The following is a 15,983-nucleotide window of genomic DNA, read 5'->3' on the forward strand; positions in this document are numbered from 1 at the left end:
GGGCGGCAAGGAGATTCGAGTCACCCCAGGGGAACTTCGGCGTCCGCTACTTTTCAGGGAGAGAAGCGTCTGATGCAGACGATCGAGCTGACCGTCAACGGAAAGCGCGCGTCGATCCAGTGCGAGCCACGTTTGCTCCTGGTCCACGCCATCCGTGACTACCTCGGCCTGACGGGAACGCACGTCGGCTGTGACACCTCGAGCTGCGGCGCGTGTACCGTGCTGCTCGACGGCGTGTCGGTGAAGAGCTGCACGGTCCTCACCGTCCAGGCCGCCGGCCGCGAGGTCACCACCATCGAGGGGATCGGGCACAGCGACGCGCTGCACCCGATGCAAGAAGCGTTCTGGGCCAAGCACGGTCTGCAGTGCGGCTACTGCACGACCGGCATGATCATGAGCGCGATCGACCTGATCGCGCGCACGCCTGACCCGAGCGAAGAGGAGATCCGTTCCGGGCTCGACGGCAACCTATGCCGTTGCACCGGCTACGAGAACATCGTCAAAGCGGTCAAGGCCGCCGCCGACGCGGTGCGCGCGTCCGCGCCGCGCCATTCGATCGCCGAGCTGTTGTCGCTGACGCCGCCCGCCGAGAAGCCGCCGCTGACCGGCGAGCAGATCGAACACCCCGAGCTGAGCCCGGAGACCGTCTGATGGCGTTCACCACGATGGTCGGCGCGCGCGTCACGCGCCGCGAAGACCCCCGCCTCATCACCGGGCGCGCGACCTACGTCGACGACGTCAAGATGGTCGGCCTGCTGCACGCCGCGTTCGTGCGCTCGCCGTACGGCCACGCCAAGATCACCGGCATCGACAAAGACGCCGCGCTGGCACTCGACGGCGTCGTCGCGGTCTACACCGCCGAGGACTTGGTCAAAGGCGGGATCACCGCCTCGCTGCCGTGCAACAACGCGATGCCCGACCTCAAGCGGCCGCCGCACTACGCGCTGGCGACCGACGAGGTACGCTTCGTCGGCGAGCCGGTCGCGATCGTGATCGCCGAGGACCGCTACGTGGCGCGCGACGCGGCCGACCTGGTCGGCGTCGGGTACGAAGAGCTGCCGGCCGTCGTCGACGCGGTCAAAGCCAAGGCCGGCCCGCCCTACGTCCACGCCGATCTCGGCACCAACGTCGCCTACACGCTGCCGGCGGTGTTCGGCGACCTCGACGCGGCGTTCGCGAACGCGGACAAGATCGTCAAGGGCCGCATCGTCAACCAGCGGTTGGCCGCGATCCCGATGGAGACGCGCGCGACGCTGGCCAGCTGGAATCCGGGCGAGGCGCAGCTGACGATCTACGTCTCGACCCAGATCCCGCATCTGTTGCGCACGCAGCTGGCGATCATGCTGGGCTTGGGCGAGAACCGCATCCGCGTCATCGCCCCGGAAGTCGGCGGCGGCTTCGGCGCCAAGCTGAACGTGTACGCCGAGGACGTCGCGCTGGCGTTCGCCTCGCGCACGCTCGAGCGGCCGGTCAAGTACGTGGAGACGCGCTCGGAGAACCTGCAGGCGATGACGCACGGCCGCGATCAGGTCGACGACGTCGAGGTCGCCGTCAAGAACGACGGCACCGTGCTCGGCCTCAAGGTCGAGATCACCGCCAATCTGGGCGCGTATCATCAGCTGCTCACCCCGACCGTGCCGACGCTCACGATGCTGATGCTGGCCGGCTGCTACAAGTATCCCGCCATTGGCTGCACGGTCCACGGCGTGTTCACCAACACGATGGCGACCGACGCCTATCGCGGCGCGGGGCGGCCCGAAGCGACCTTCTTGGTCGAACGCGCGCTCGATCTGGTCGCGCACGATCTGGGCCTCGATCCGGTCGCGGTGCGGCGCAAGAACTTCATCCAGCCCGGCGACTTCCCGTACGCGACGCCGACCGGCTTGACGTACGACACCGGCAACTACGTGCCGGCCCTCGAGAAGGCGCTGGCGATCGTCGACTACGACGGGCTGCGCGCGAAGCAGAAGAAGCTGCGCGCCGAGGGGCGTTATCTGGGCATCGGGGTCTCGACCTACGTCGAGGTCTGCGGCATGGGCCCGTCCAAGGCGCTGGGCGGCGCGGGGTGGGACTCGGCGACGGTGCGCGTCGAGCCGACCGGCTCGGTCACCGTGCTGACCGGCGTCTCGCCGCACGGCCAGGGCCAAGAGACGACGTTCGCGCAGATCGTCGCCGACGAATTGGGCGTCCCGATCGACCAAGTGACGATCGTGCACGGCGACACCGACAAGGTGCAGTACGGCGTCGGCACGTTCGGCTCGCGCGGCACGCCGGTGGGCGGCGCGGCGCTGATGCTGGCGATCGGCGACATCCGCGCCAAGGCGATCAAGATCGCGGCGCACCAGTGGGAAGCGAATCCCGACGACGTCGAGTACCGCGAGGGCAAGCTGCAGATCAAAGGCGACCCGTCGAAGTCGATGAAGATCGCCGAGGTCGGTTTCCTCGCGTTCCTCGCCACCAACTTGCCCGACGGCGTCGAGCCGGGCCTGGACGCGACGCGCCGCTTCGAGCCGCCCAACTTCGTGTTCCCGTTCGGAACGCACGTCTGCGTGGTCGAGGTCGACGCGCGCAGCGGCGAGATCGCGTTCGTCAAGTACGTCGCGGTCGACGACTGCGGCAAGGTCATCAACCCGCTGATCGTCGAGGGACAGCTGCACGGCGGCCTCGCGCAAGGGATCGCGCAAGCGCTGTTCGAGGAGGTCGTGTACGCGCCGGACGGTCAGCTCCTGACCGGCACGCTGCTCGACTACGCGGCGCCGCGCGCCTCGATGTTGATCTCGCCCGACCTCGACTCGACGGTGACCCCGACGACGGTCAATCCGCTGGGCATCAAGGGGATCGGCGAGGCCGGCACGATCGGCTCGACGCCGGCCGTCGCCAACGCCGTCATCGACGCGATGGGCGCCTTCGGCGTTCGCCACCTCGACATGCCGCTCAAACCGGAGAAACTCTGGGCGGCGATGCAAACGAAGCAGAACGGAACGGTGCGATGATTCCGGCAGCGTTCGACTACGTCCGCGCCAAGAGCGTCGAGGAAGCGATCGCGCTCCTGAGCGAGCACGGCGAGGACGGCAAGCTCCTCGCCGGCGGCCACAGCCTCATCCCGGCGATGAAGCTGCGCCTCGCGACGCCGGCGACGTTGATCGACATCGGCGGCATCCCGCAGCTCGACGCGATTCGCGTCGAGGGCAACCGCGTGCGCATCGGCGCGCTCACCAAGCACGCCGCCATCGCGGCCAGCGCGGCGCTGGCCAAGAGCGCGCCCGCGCTGTGGGACGCGGCCAACGAGCTCGGCGATCCGCAGGTCCGCAACCGCGGCACGATCGGCGGCTCGAGCGCGCACAACGATCCGGCCGCCGATTATCCGGCCGTGCTGCTGGCGCTCGATGCGACCTTCACCGTGATCGGCAAGCGCGGCAAACGCGAGGTCACGGCCGGCGAGTTCTTCCGCGGCTTGTTCGAGACGGCGCTCGCGCCGGACGAAGTCCTGACCGAGATCGCGTTCGACGCCGCGCCCAAGTCGGCGTACGTCAAGTACCACCATCCGGCCTCGCACTACGCCGTCGTCGGCGCGGCCGCGGTGCTGGCGCCGAGCGGCGCGCGCATCGCGGTCACCGGCGTGGGCGACCGGGCGTTTCGTGCCGCCGGCGTCGAGAAGGCGCTCGCGGGCGTCTCGCCGGGTGATGCCAAAGCGGTGCAGGCGGCGACGGCCGGAACGGCGGCGGGCGTCGACGCGCGCGGCGACGTGTTCGCCTCGCCGGCGTACCGCAGCGCGATGGCCGACGTGTACGCCGCACGCGCGGTCGCCAAGGCCGCGGCGCGCTAAGCGGGATTTCCGGCGTTCGACCCCAAGAGCCCGGCGTGATCCGCCGGGCTCCCTCGTTTCCGCGTGCCTGACCGCGGCTGGCGTCGCCTCGCGGTCGTGGCGGGAGCGACCGCGCTGCTACTGGCCCTCGCCAACCTCGTCCTCTTCTACGCGCCGGTGTACCGGCGCGTGCTCGATCCGGCTTCGAGCACCGCGATCTTCGAGCGCGCGCTCGCGCAGCTCGGCGCGTGGCGCCCCGATCCGGCGCGCGACGTGCTGGTGCTGGGCGACTCGCGGATCTACGGCGGCCTCGACCCGCTCGTCGCCGGCGCCGCGAGCGGCGGACTGCGGTTCGTCAACGCCGGCGTTCCGGGGACGACGCCGCGCACGTGGTACTACTTCGATCGATCGCTCGATCCCGATCCGCGTCGCTATCGCGCGCTCGTCGTTCCGTTCGACAGCTACGGCGACGACACGAGCGCGATCGGCAGCCTCGACGCCGACGATCACCCGGTCGACGCGCGCATGCTGGTCGACACGCTGACGCCGACGGAGGTGCCGCGCTTCGCCGGCTCGTTCGGCAGCCCGCCGCTGCAGCTCGAAGTCGGCGCCGACATGACGCTGCGCGGCCCCGAGCTGCGCCAAGACGCGCAAGAGCTGCTGGCCGATCCGGAGGCCCGCGCCGCCGCGCTGCGCGCGCCGCCCGCCGACGAGTTCCCGCCGCAGGGCGCGCATCCGTTCACCACCACGCTGACCGGTTTGCGGGTCGACTTCGCGCGCGGCACGATCGTCGAGCCGGCTTGGGTCTCGCCGGCGGAAGCGACGGAGATGGAACGCCAGGTGCTGCCGGTCCCCCAGGACAGCCCCACCTACGCCGCCTATCGCCGCCGCTGGCTCGGGCCGCTGATCGCGCGATATCGCGCCGCCGGCGTTCCCGTCGTCTTCGTGCGCATCCCGACCCGCCCGGTGCATCGCGCGTTGCCGCCGCCGCCCAGCGGAACCGTGCTCGCGTTCGCGCGCGCCGGCGACGTGCACGTCATCCCGCAGGACGCCTACGTCGCGCTCGAGCGCCCGGCGCTGTTCGCCGACCACGATCATCTCGACCGCGCGGGCAGCCGGCGCTTCAGCGAGCTGCTCGGACGCGACGTCCGCGCCGCGCTCGGCGCGCCGCCGACCGCACCGCCGCCCGTTCCGGCGGCCCCCGCCGCCGCGCCGCGGCCGGTCCTGCCGCCGCTGCTGCACGCGCTGCGCGCGGCGCTCGAGATCGGCGTGCCGCTCCCGCCGCAGTCCTACGACTACGTGCTCTTCCTGCTGCTGGTGGGATTGGTGTTCTACGCCTTGCCGCGGCGCCTGCGCTGGAGCTGGCTCTTGCTGGTGAGCTATTACTTCTACGCGCGCTGGAACGCGTCGTACGTGCTCCTGCTGCTGACCTTGACGCTGAGCGACTTCGTCGTCGCGCTGCTGCTGGCGCGGCCGGGCATACGCGCTCGCCGCTGGCTCTTGGCGGCCGGGGTCGGGGCCAACGTGGCGTTTCTGGCCAGCTTCAAGTACGCGAACTTCGTGACCGCGAACCTCGCGCTCGCGCTCCACCTGCCGAGCGATCCGTGGGCGGTCAGCTGGCTGGTTCCGGTCGGGATCAGCTTTCACACCTTTCAGAGCATCTCGTATCTGGTCGACGTCTACCGCGAGCGGGTGAAGCCGGAGTCGAACCTGCTGCACTACGCGCTCTACATCGGGTTCTTTCCGCAGCTGCTGGCGGGGCCGATCGTGCGGGCGGGGCGCTTCTTGGGCGAGCTGCACGCGTGGCGCGCGCCCGACGCCGATCAGGTCGAGCGCGGGGTGCGCGAGATCGTGCTCGGCATGATCAAGAAGCTGGTGATCGCCGATCAGTTCGCGCCGATCTCCGACGCTTACTACGGCGCGGTCGCGGCGCACCCGGGCGCGCCGGCGGCGTGGTGCGCGACGGTCGCGTTCGCGCTGCAGATCTATTTCGATTTCTCCGGCTACAGCGACATCGCGATCGGCAGCGCGCGCCTGTTGGGGTTCGTCTTTCCGGAGAACTTTCGCCGCCCGTACTTGGCGGCCGGCATCACCGCTTTCTGGCGGCGCTGGCACATCACGCTCTCGACCTGGCTGCGCGACTACCTCTACATCCCGCTGGGCGGCAATCGCGGCGGCACGCTCGCGACGCTGCGCAACCTGATGATCACGATGCTGCTGGGCGGGCTCTGGCACGGGGCGAACTGGACCTTCGTCGCCTGGGGCGGCTATCACGGCGCGCTGTTGTGCATCGAGCGTCTGGTGCGCGGCCGGCGGCGTCTGATCGAGCCGCGCGGGCTCGCGCGGGTCGCGGCGGTCGGCGTGACGTTTCTGCTGGTGACGGTGGGCTGGGTGCTGTTTCGCGCGCAGTCGTTCGCCGACGTCGTGACCGTCGCGCACGCGCTGGTCGCCGGCGGCGCCGGGCCGAGCGGCTTGGTGGTGTGGCCGTTGGTGCCGGTCGCGGTCGCGCTCGGGATCGGGATCGCACAGGAGCGCGGCGCACGCTGGGACTGGCGCGCCATGCCGGTCGCCGTGCAGGCCGCGGCGGCGGCAACGGCGCTGTTCGCGCTCGAGCTGTGCGCGTGGCCCGGTCAGTCCGAGCCGTTCATCTACTTCCGGTTTTGAGGCTCACGGCGTCGGCGTCGCGGCGTTGTAGTCGTCTCGCTGGTCGCCGATGATGTGACGCCCCAGCGCGGCGCGCACCCGGTCGGTGTCGCCGGCGTGCGTTTGCACGACCATCACCAAGGAGCCGTCCTCGACGGCCTGGGCGCACGTCTGCGCCGTTCCGTCCGGCAATCCGGCGCCGAGGAGCAATCCGACCACGCCGCCGATCGCGGCCCCCGCGACCAGTCCGACCGGCCCGAGAAACGCCGCGCTGCCGAGGCTGACGGCTCCGACGACCGCACCCAGGGAACCGGCTCCGGCACCGCCGACGGCGGCGCCGCCGAGCGCCATCCGTGCCCAGTGGCTGCCCGGGTCGGTGAACGTGGCCGAGCATTTCTCGGGATTGGCAACGTACGAGACTTCTTCGGGAGAGTAGCCCATCGCTTCGATCTTCGTGCGCACGGCGTCGGCCTCGGTTCGGTCCTGGAAGCGCGCCGCCACCACGTCGGCCGGTCCGACGAAGTCAGCCTTGTCGATGTTCGCCATAGCAGCCATCGTAGGCAGCGTTTTTCGTGCCGCCTACAAACGGGGGCCCGCCTGGTGGGGGCCGAGAACCTCTTCGGGGCGGCGGGCGGTTAGGAGTGGTGCATGCGTCGTGACGTCGAGCGTTCGATCGAGGCCCTGCGACATCTGCCGGCCGGCGATCTCGCCGCGCGCGAGCACGTGGTGGTGGTGCGCGACGCGATCGCGTCCGCCGGCGACGACGAGCTGCTCGCGTTACTGCGCCGGTTGGACGCGCTCGACGTCGATCCGGCCCACGTCGAGATGGCGCTCGAAACCGTGCACCTGGCCGCCGAACCGGTGGCTTGGCGGCGCGCGTTGGGCGAGCTGCGCGTCGCCCTGGAGCCTGCGCGCGACCGCGTCCTGGGTCACCTGGCCGGACCGCCGGGCGAGCTGCGGCTGATCTTGACCTTGCGCGCCGGCCTGCTGCGCCTCGCGCCGGGCGGCGAGAAGGCCGAGCTGGCCGCGCTCGACGACGACCTGCGGCGCTTCTTGGCCTCGCGCTTCGACGTCGGCATCCTCGAGCTGCGCCGGCTGACGTGGCAAGACTCCGCCGCGCTCCTCGAGCGCCTGGCGCGCTCCGAAGCGGTGCACGCCGTGCGCGGCTGGTTCGACCTCAAGGACCGGCTCGACGAGGACCGGCGCGTCTACGCGTTCTTCCATCCCGCGCTCCCCGACGTGCCGCTCGCGTTCACCGAGGTCGCGTTGACCGAAGAGACGCCGGCCACGATTCGCGCCATCCTCAACCGCGACGCACCGCGCGTCGATCCGGCGCAGGCGCGCGCCGCGACCTTCTACTCGATCACCAGCGCGGAGCCCGGGTTGACCGGCATTCCGCTCGGCAACGCGCTGATCAAGCGCTGCGTCGAGCGGCTGCGCAACGACCTGCCGAAGCTGCGCACGTTCGCGACGCTCTCGCCGATGCCGGGCTTCGCCGCGTGGCTGCGCTCGCGCGGCGACGCCGTGCCGGCGTTCGTGCGCCAGGCGCTGGCGACGCCGGGCTGGCAGCGCGACGCGACGCTGACGGCCGAGCTGCGCGAGCCGATGCTGCGGCTGGGCGCGCAGTATCTCGTCGCGGCGAAGCGCGCCGACGGCGCGCCGCGCGACGCGGTCGAACGCTTCCACCTCGGCAACGGCGCCAGCGCCGATCGCGTCAACTGGCTCGGCGATCCGAGCCAGCACGGGGTCGAGCAATCGTACGGGTTGATGGTCAACTACCGTTACGCGCTCGACCGGGTCGGCGCGAACCAGGTCGCCTACGCCGCCGAGCACCGCATCGCGGCGTCCGCCTCCGTGCGCGGCCTCGCGACCGCCGCGGAAGAAGAGCAAGCGGCGGCCGCCGCGACCGAGCGCCGCTCGCCGCTCGACCGCTTGCTGGGCGCCGTGCGCGCGCTGCCGGCACGCTGGCGGCGGCGTTCGTCCCTTGACGCGGCGTCGGCCGACGTGGTACCGTCCCCGCAATGATCCGCACGACCGCCGCGTCCATGATGCGAATGATGCGCACCCGCACCAGCGGTCGGCGGTACTTCGTCTTGCGATAGCGGCGCTCGCGCGCTTCGCACCACGAAGGTCCTCGCCGACGGCGAGGGCCTTTTCGTTTCCCCGCGTGCCTTCCTCACCCACCGCCACGGAGTGCCTCTCATGCCGACCCCGACCGCCGGCCACTCTACCCCCGACACCAGCACCCGCCGTCGCGCCGGCGACGGCTTCGCGACCCGCGCGATTCGCGCCGGCCAGGATCCCGATCCGACCACCGGCTCGACCATCGTCCCGATCTACCAGACGGCGACGTTCACGCAGGACGCGGTGGGCGTCGACCGCGGCTACGACTACTCGCGCACCGGCAACCCGACCCGACTCGCGCTCGAACGGCAGCTGGCGGATCTCGAAGGCGCGCGCTTCGGGTTCGCCTTCGCCTCGGGGATGGCGGCGGTCTTCGGCGCCTGCGCGATCGTGCGCGCGGGCGACCACGTCGTCGCGACCAGCGACCTGTACGGCGGAACGTACCGGCTGTTCGTCGACGAGCTGGCGCGGTGGGGCGTCGAGACGACCTTCGCCGACACGACCGACGTCGAAGCGGTGCGCGCCGCGCTGCGGCCGACGACGCGCATGCTGTGGATCGAGACGCCGACCAACCCGCTGCTGCGGATCGCCGATCTGCGCGCGCTCGCGGCATTGAAGCGACCGGGGCTCGTGCTGGCGGTGGACAACACGTTCTGCTCGCCGTACTGTCAGCGGCCGCTCGAGCTGGGCGCCGACCTGGTGGTGCACTCGACGACGAAGTACGTCAACGGCCACAGCGACGTCGTCGGCGGCGCGGTCGTCACCAGCGACGACGCGCTCGCGGAACGGATCGGTTTTCACCAGAACGCCGTCGGTGCGGTGCCGGGACCGCAGGACGCGTACTTGACGCTGCGCGGCGCCAAGACGCTGGCGGTGCGGATGCGCCAGCACGAGCGCAACGCGCTCGCGCTCGCGCAGTGGCTGGAAGCGCAGCGCGACGACGTCGCGACGGTGTTCTATCCGGGCCTGGAATCACACCCCGACCACGAGCTGGCGAAGCGGCAGCAGCGCGGCTTCGGCGGCGTCGTCTCGTTTCGCGTTCGCGGCGGCGCCGAACGCGCGGCGGCGTTGGCGAGCACGACCCGGCTGTTCAACCTCGCCGTCTCGCTGGGCGGCGTCGAGTCGCTGATCTGCGTACCGGCCGCGATGACGCACAAGACGGTGCCGCCCGAACGCAAGGCGCAGCTCGGCATCACCGACGACTTGTTGCGCCTCTCGGTCGGCCTCGAGGACGTCGAGGACCTGATCGCCGATCTGAGCGAGGCCTTCGTGCAGACGGCGCCGTTGGCGCAAGCGGCCCTCGTCTGAGGGCCGCGAGGGCGCGCACCGGCCGGCGGTCGAACCCGTGGGCTTCATGCGTTGGGCCCTCCGCGCCGCACCCCTCGTCGTGCTCGAGGTGCTCCTCATCGCCGCTCCGCCCGCCGCCCCGCAGAACGTGCCCTGGTCGCTGCAGCAAAGCGGAACGACCGCCGGGCTGCGGGGCATTCATGCCGTCGACGACGAGGTCGCCTGGGCGAGCGGAACGGGCGGGACGGTGCTCCGAACGACGGACGGCGGTGCACGTTGGCAGGTGTGCGCCGCACCGCCCGGCGGGGAGAAGCTCGATTTCCGCGGGGTGTGGGCCTGGGATGCGAACGACGCGATCGTGATGTCGAGCGGGCCGGGCGCCGCGTCCCGGCTCTACGCGACGAGCGACGGCGGTACGTCGTGGACGTTGCTGGCGACGAACGCCGATCCGGCCGGCTTCTGGGACGCGCTCGTGTTTCGGTCGCGCGGCGAGGGTTACGTGCTCGGCGATCCGCTCGCGGGTCGCTTCGTCGTGCTGCACACCACCGACGGCGGGCACACCTGGTCGCGGCTGCAGACGCGCGGCCTCGAAACGGACGGCGTCGCGACCGGTGCGTTCGCGGCCAGCAACTCCTCGCTGCTCGCGCTGCGCGACGGGACGCTGCTGTTCGGGACCGGTGGCGCGCGCGCGTACGTCCGGCGACCCGGTGCGGACCGATGGACGCATGCCGAGCTGCCGCTCGCGCGCGACGGTGAGGCGGCCGGCGTGTTCGCACTCGCCGCGCGCACGGACGGCGCGCACCCCGTGCTGCTGGCGGTCGGCGGCGACTACGAACAACCGGGCGTGCGTGCCGGCACGGCGGCCTGGAGCGCCGACGGCGCGCAGTGGACGGCGGCGGCCGCGCCGCCGCACGGCTATCGCTCGACCGTCGCGTGGGCGGCACGCAGCGGCGTCTGGATCGCGGCCGGGACCAACGGCTCCGACCTCAGCCGCGACGACGGGCGCACGTGGCAGCCCTTGGACGAGGGCACCTGGAACGCGCTGGGCCTGCCGTGGGTCGTCGGCCCGGGCGGCCGCATCGCCAAGCTCGCGCCGGACGCGCTGCGCTGATGGCCGGCGAGCTGCTGCGCTTCACCGGGGTCACGCGCCACTACGGCGCGCACGACGTCTTCGACGGCCTCGACGGGGTCGTGCGGGAGGGCGACAAGATCGGTTTGGTCGGGCCCAACGGCGCCGGCAAGTCGTCGCTGGTGCGCATCCTCGTCGGCCGCGACGAGCCCGACGGCGGCGCGATCGTGCGCGCGCGCGAGACGCGGCTGGGGTATCTCGCGCAAGACGCCGCCGAGAGCGGTCCGCCGACGCTGCGCGCGGCGTTCGAAGAAGCGCAAGCGCGCGGCGCGGCCCAGGACTGGGAGATGCGCGCGACGCTCGGGCGCTTCGACTTCGCGGAGAGCGACCTGGACCGGCCTCTGCGCGAGTTCTCCGGCGGCCAGCGGACGCGCGCGCTGCTGGCGCGCACGCTGCTCGAGAGTCCCGACTGGCTGGTGCTCGACGAGCCGACCAACCACCTCGACCTCGACACGGTGCGCTGGCTCGAGACGTTCGTGGCCCGCGACCCGCGCGCGTACCTGATCGTCTCGCACGACCGCTACTTCCTCGAGCGCGTGGCCAACCGCGTCTGGGAGCTCGACCGCGGCGAGCTGGCGACCTACGAGGTGAAGCCCGGCAGCGCGTACAGCATGTACGTCGCCGAACGCGCGGCGCGGCGCGAGCAACAGGCGCGCGACTACGCCGCCTATCTCGACGAGCGCACGCGCCAGCAGGCGGTCATCGCCGAGCTGCGCACGCACGGCTCGCACAATTACAGCGGCGTGCGCAGTCGCGAGAAGGCGTTCGCGAAGCTCGACGCGGCCGAGGCGCCGCGCGCCGAACGCCGCGCGATCGCCGTCGCGCTGACCGCCGCGCGCCGCGCGACGAGCGGCTTCGCGCTCGAAGTCACCGGCCTGACGAAAGCCTACGATCACCAGCTCTTCGCCAACGTCACCGCGCGCTTCGCGCGCGGCGAGCGGATCGCCATCGTCGGGCCCAACGGCGCCGGAAAGTCGACCTTCCTGCGGATCGTGCAAGGCGAGCTGCAGCCCGACCGCGGCAGCGTGAAGTACGGCACCGGGCTGCGCACCGCCAGCTACTCGCAGAGCGCCGCCGACGATCTTCCCGGCGGCGTGAGCGCGTCGGAAGCGGTGATGCAGATGGGCGTCACCGACGAGCAGGCGCGTGGACTGCTCGGCCGGCTCAACCTGGGCGGCGACTCCGGCGACAAGCCGGTCGAGGCGTTCTCGGGCGGCGAGCGCCGGCGCATCATGCTGGCGCGCTTGATGGCACAGCGCGCGGACTGCCTGTTCCTCGACGAGCCGACCAACGATCTCGACATCCCCAGCCGCGAGGCGCTCGAAGACGTCCTCGCCGAGTACGACGGCGCGCTGTTCGTCGTCTCCCACGACCGCTATCTGCTCAAGCGGCTCGCGCAGCGGGTGATCGCGATCCGCGACGGCAACGCGCACGTCATCGACGGCGACTACGAGGCCTACGAGCGCCGCGAGCACGAGCGCGCCGAGGCCCCCGCGCGCGATCGCGAGGTGCGCAAGGCCGCGCCGTCGCCGGTGCAGCTCGATCGTCAAGCCGCGCACGAGGCGAAGCTCGAGCTGGGCCGTCGCAAACGCGCCGTCGCCGACGCCGAGAACCGCGTCGCCAAGCTCGACAAAGAGCGCGCGCAGCTCGAAGCGCGCTTCGCCGCGCCCGACCTCTACGACGCGCCGGAAGCCGTCGTGCGCCTGCAGCGCGAGATGGACCGCGTCAACGCCGAGAGCGGCGCGGCGATGGAAGCCTGGGAACTGGCCGTCGAAGCGCTCGAAGGATTCACCCTGACGTCGAGTTAGAGGGCGACCATCGCCCAGGTTCCGACCCCGAACGCGACGACGAAAAAGAGCCAAAACGGTCGCACGTCCGCTTTCCCCGTCCGCGCGGCCTCCAGCACGAGTCGCTGGGTGCGCCAGAGCAGCGCGAGAACGGCGAAAGCGAAGATGGGGAAGCCGGCGCCGTGGCCGCGGCCTGGCGCCGCCTGCGTCGCCAGAAGCCACCCGACGACGAGGAAGAGTCCCGCGGTGCCCAGCTCCACCGCGACGAGCGTCCAAATCGCCGCTCGCGGGCCATACCTGTCCGGCACGCCGTTCAGGCCCACGTGGATCGGGACGCGGTCCGGCAAGCTGCCGTACCGCGCCGCCGTTTCGACGATCGAGGCGAGGATCATCACGAGGCCGGCGCCGATTCCGATCCCGATCAGCATCTCAGCGCTCGCTGTCGAGCATCGCCATCTGCGCGGGGACGTAGCGTTCGCCGGCGGCGGCGCCTTTGGGGACCGCGCGCTCGATGGCGGCGAGATCGTCGGGTGAAAGCAGCACGTCGAGCGCGCCGAGCGATTCGGTGAGCTGGTCGCGGCGGCGCGCGCCGATCAGCGGGATGATGTCTTCGCCCTGCGTCATCACCCAGGCGATGGCGATCTGCGTGACCGTGACGCCCTTGGCGTTCGCGATCGCGCGCAGCGCGTCGACCAGCGCGAGGTTCCTGTCCGCGTTCTCGCCCTGGAAGCGCGGGCTGTGCGCGCGGAAGTCGCCGGGCCGGGCGGCGTCCTTCGTCCAGTGGCCGCTGATGAGCCCGCGCGAGAGGACGCCGTAGGCGGTGATGTCGATCCCCAAGCTGCGGCAGGTGGGCAAGATGGCGTCTTCGATGCCGCGCGAGATGAGCGAGTACTCGATCTGCAGGTCGCAGATCGGATGCGTCGCCGCGGCGCGGCGGATCGTGTCGACGCCGGCTTCGGAGAGGCCGATCGCGCGGACGTAGCCGGCCTGGATCATCTCGGCGATCGCGCCGACCGTCTCTTCGATCGGCACGTTGGGATCGACGCGCGCCGGCCGGTAGACGTCGATGTAGTCCACGTCCAGCCGCCGCAGCGTATACGCCAGGAAGTTCTTGACCGCGGCCGGACGGGAGTCGTATCCGTGCCAACCGTTGGCCGGGTCTCGCAGCGCGCCGAACTTCACGCTGATGACGGCGCTCTCGCGCTTGCGTCCGCGCAGCGCCTCGCCGATCAGCAGCTCGTTGTGCCCCATCCCGTAGAAGTCGCCCGTATCGAGCAGGGTGACGCCGGCGTCGAGCGCGGCGTGGATCGTCGCGATGCTCTCCGCGCGGTCGGCCGGCCCGTACATCCCCGACATCGCCATGCAGCCGAGCCCCACGACCGAGACCAGCGGGCCGTTCGTTCCGAGCGACGTGTAGTCCATGCGAGCCGGTTCGGCGCTCGGGGCGTCCCCACTTCCGCGGCTGCCGGATTAGAAATCGTACAAAGCCGTGCGCTGACGCGCCCGTTTCGCCGACAACCCCTACAGAATGATCGCTGTTGCCGGCTCGTCCTCTCGGACGGGTCTGTTGCTCGTGTGCTTCGGGCTCGCGGCGTGCGTCGCCGGATGTGGCGGCGGCGGCAGCGTGCCGCACGCCGTGGCCACGGTCGGCCCCAGCCTGGCGACCGCGGCGCCGGCCCCCACGTCGCAGACGACGGCGTACGCGGTGGACGAGTCGACCGACGCCGCGGCGCTCGTTGCCGACGACGTGCTTGCGGACGGCGCGATCATCTACAGCAGCACCGAGATCGAACCGTACTTCGCGAACGGTGCCGCCATCGGGCTGGCCAAGACGAAGTCGCATCTGAGCGCGGTGCAGGGCTGGATGGCCTGGTATCTGCGACACCTCAACAGCCCCGACCAGTGGGGACTCACCGGCACGATCTACGACTATGCCGTCAGCGCGTCCGGAACCGAGACGTCGACGGGGAACTGCGATTCGACCGACTCCTACGCGGCGACGTTCCTGACGCTCGCGCGCGCGTACTACGACACCGGCAACGCCTCGGCGCAAGCGTACGTGAAGAGCATCCAGACGCAGCTGACGGCGATCGGCGGGGTGATCGTCGCCACGCAGCAATCCGACGGCCTGACGATCGCCAAGCCCGACTACGCGGTGCGCTATTTGATGGACAATAGCGAGGTCTATCGCGGCGTCAGCGATCTCGCGTATCTGTTCGGGACCGCGTTCGACGACCCGACCGGTGCAGCGTACTGGCAAGGCGTGGCCAATCGGGTCGCCGCCGGGATCGCCGCCGACTTGTGGAATGCCGGCGCGGGCGATTATGCGCCGGCGGAGTTCGCCGACGGTTCGGCGCCCGCCGCCAACCTGTCGAATTGGTACCCGGACGCGACCGCGCAGCTCTATCCGGTCGTCAACGGCGTCGTCGCGCCGACCTCGCCCCAAGCGACGTCCGTCTACGCGAAGTTCAACGCGGCGTTCCCGGGCTGGGACGACTTCGGCTTCCCCGATCAGTTTCCGTGGGCAATCGTGTTCGATGCCGCCGCCCGCATGGGCGACACGGCGCGCGCCGGCGTCTACGAGCAGAAGGTGCAGAGCACGTACGGCACGAGCGGCTATTCGTGGCCGTGGTACGACGCCGAGGCCGGCTGGTACATGCGCTCCAACGTGATCCTGGCCGGGAACACGACCTACCCGTAGCTCCGGCGTCGCGGCACGACGGCGAACGGAACGCTCCGTCCGCCGTCGTGCGCTCGCGGTCAGTTGTAGATGTACTGGATCTTCGCGCTGGCGTTGTTGCCGAAGATGTACAGCACGTCGCCGTAGCCGACGTTGTACTGGCCCGAGCCGGGTGGCACGTTGGTCTGCCCGCCGCCTTGATGGTAGATGACGACGCTGGTCGGGGCGGGATTGCCGACGCCGTACACCAGCTGCACGCTGCCGGTTTGCGGGAACGTGAAGAGCGAAATGCCGGGCGAGTAGTTCGGCGAGTAGAGCGTCACGCCGGACGCTGCCAGGTCGAGACCGAGCTCTTTGAGGTCGGTGGTCGCGGTTGCCATGAGGGAGCCCTCCGTCACACGATGCACGGACTCCGACAGCACACGTAAAAACGGTCTCCGTTCGTCCCGCCCACACCCGCTGTCGGAAACGTCCGGTCGCCTCGGGGAGGCGACGAAGCTCGATTTCGCGGCGGGGGCGCAAATCCAT

Annotated in this window: 13 protein-coding genes; 9 read left to right on the top strand and 4 right to left on the bottom strand. The window is 71.0% G+C overall.

The genetic code is table 11. The annotated features are described in order from the left end of the window. The first annotated feature begins 72 nt into the window (after window positions 1-72). From VMD91_15325 to VMD91_15340, 4 genes are all read left to right on the top strand, one after another. Window positions 73-651, top strand: coding sequence for a (2Fe-2S)-binding protein (locus tag VMD91_15325; GenBank protein ID HTW85439.1), 579 nt, complete (start codon window positions 73-75; stop codon window positions 649-651). After that, window positions 651-2,993: a molybdopterin cofactor-binding domain-containing protein gene (locus tag VMD91_15330; protein HTW85440.1), complete on the top strand. Its 2,343-nt coding sequence runs from the start codon at window positions 651-653 to the stop codon at window positions 2,991-2,993. Before VMD91_15325 ends, VMD91_15330 begins: the two co-directional genes overlap by 1 nt. Beyond that, window positions 2,990-3,826, top strand: coding sequence for a xanthine dehydrogenase family protein subunit M (locus VMD91_15335; GenBank protein ID HTW85441.1), 837 nt, complete (start codon window positions 2,990-2,992; stop codon window positions 3,824-3,826). Before VMD91_15330 ends, VMD91_15335 begins: the two co-directional genes overlap by 4 nt. A 96-nt stretch (window positions 3,827-3,922) precedes the next feature. Continuing rightward, window positions 3,923-6,469 (top strand): MBOAT family protein, encoded by a 2,547-nt coding sequence (locus VMD91_15340; GenBank protein ID HTW85442.1) that lies wholly within the window; start codon window positions 3,923-3,925, stop codon window positions 6,467-6,469. A gap of 3 nt (window positions 6,470-6,472) precedes the next feature. Here the strand turns inward: VMD91_15340 and VMD91_15345 are convergent, their stop codons facing one another. Beyond that, entirely contained in the window at window positions 6,473-7,003 is a 531-nt protein-coding gene (locus VMD91_15345; protein HTW85443.1) for a hypothetical protein, read from the bottom strand. A gap of 93 nt (window positions 7,004-7,096) precedes the next feature. Between VMD91_15345 and VMD91_15350 the strand changes: the two genes are divergently transcribed. The 4 genes from VMD91_15350 to VMD91_15365 all read left to right on the top strand — a co-directional run bounded on the left by VMD91_15350 (window position 7,097) and on the right by VMD91_15365 (window position 12,796). Further along, window positions 7,097-8,473 carry a malonyl-CoA decarboxylase family protein gene (locus tag VMD91_15350; GenBank protein ID HTW85444.1) on the top strand — a complete coding sequence of 459 codons (1,377 nt, stop codon included), beginning with the start codon at window positions 7,097-7,099 and terminating at the stop codon, window positions 8,471-8,473. Window positions 8,474-8,650: 177 nt separating this feature from the next. Beyond that, window positions 8,651-9,880: a cystathionine gamma-synthase gene (locus VMD91_15355; protein ID HTW85445.1), complete on the top strand. Its 1,230-nt coding sequence runs from the start codon at window positions 8,651-8,653 to the stop codon at window positions 9,878-9,880. 46 nt (window positions 9,881-9,926) lie between these two features. Then, window positions 9,927-10,970: a YCF48-related protein gene (locus tag VMD91_15360; protein HTW85446.1), complete on the top strand. Its 1,044-nt coding sequence runs from the start codon at window positions 9,927-9,929 to the stop codon at window positions 10,968-10,970. After that, window positions 10,970-12,796: an ABC-F family ATP-binding cassette domain-containing protein gene (locus tag VMD91_15365; protein HTW85447.1), complete on the top strand. Its 1,827-nt coding sequence runs from the start codon at window positions 10,970-10,972 to the stop codon at window positions 12,794-12,796. Before VMD91_15360 ends, VMD91_15365 begins: the two co-directional genes overlap by 1 nt. On the opposite strand, the gene VMD91_15370 is transcribed toward VMD91_15365, so the two are convergent. Both VMD91_15370 and VMD91_15375 read right to left on the bottom strand, forming a co-directional pair. After that, the gene (locus tag VMD91_15370) at window positions 12,793-13,203 is read right to left on the bottom strand and encodes a DUF1648 domain-containing protein (protein ID HTW85448.1); all 411 of its coding nucleotides are present in this window, start codon (window positions 13,201-13,203) and stop codon (window positions 12,793-12,795) included. The genes VMD91_15365 and VMD91_15370 overlap by 4 nt on opposite strands. 1 nt (window position 13,204) lies before the next feature. After that, window positions 13,205-14,197, bottom strand: coding sequence for an aldo/keto reductase (locus VMD91_15375; GenBank protein HTW85449.1), 993 nt, complete (start codon window positions 14,195-14,197; stop codon window positions 13,205-13,207). A 106-nt stretch (window positions 14,198-14,303) separates the two neighbouring features. On the opposite strand from VMD91_15375, the gene VMD91_15380 reads away from it, so the two are divergent. After that, the gene (locus VMD91_15380; protein ID HTW85450.1) at window positions 14,304-15,476 is read left to right on the top strand and encodes a hypothetical protein; all 1,173 of its coding nucleotides are present in this window, start codon (window positions 14,304-14,306) and stop codon (window positions 15,474-15,476) included. Between the two features lie 59 nt (window positions 15,477-15,535). Here the strand turns inward: VMD91_15380 and VMD91_15385 are convergent, their stop codons facing one another. Beyond that, the gene (locus VMD91_15385; protein ID HTW85451.1) at window positions 15,536-15,835 is read right to left on the bottom strand and encodes a hypothetical protein; all 300 of its coding nucleotides are present in this window, start codon (window positions 15,833-15,835) and stop codon (window positions 15,536-15,538) included. Window positions 15,836-15,983 lie beyond the last annotated feature (148 nt).

The organism is Candidatus Sulfotelmatobacter sp., from assembly GCA_035504415.1.
Taxonomy (GTDB): domain Bacteria; phylum Vulcanimicrobiota; class Vulcanimicrobiia; order Vulcanimicrobiales; family Vulcanimicrobiaceae; genus Vulcanimicrobium.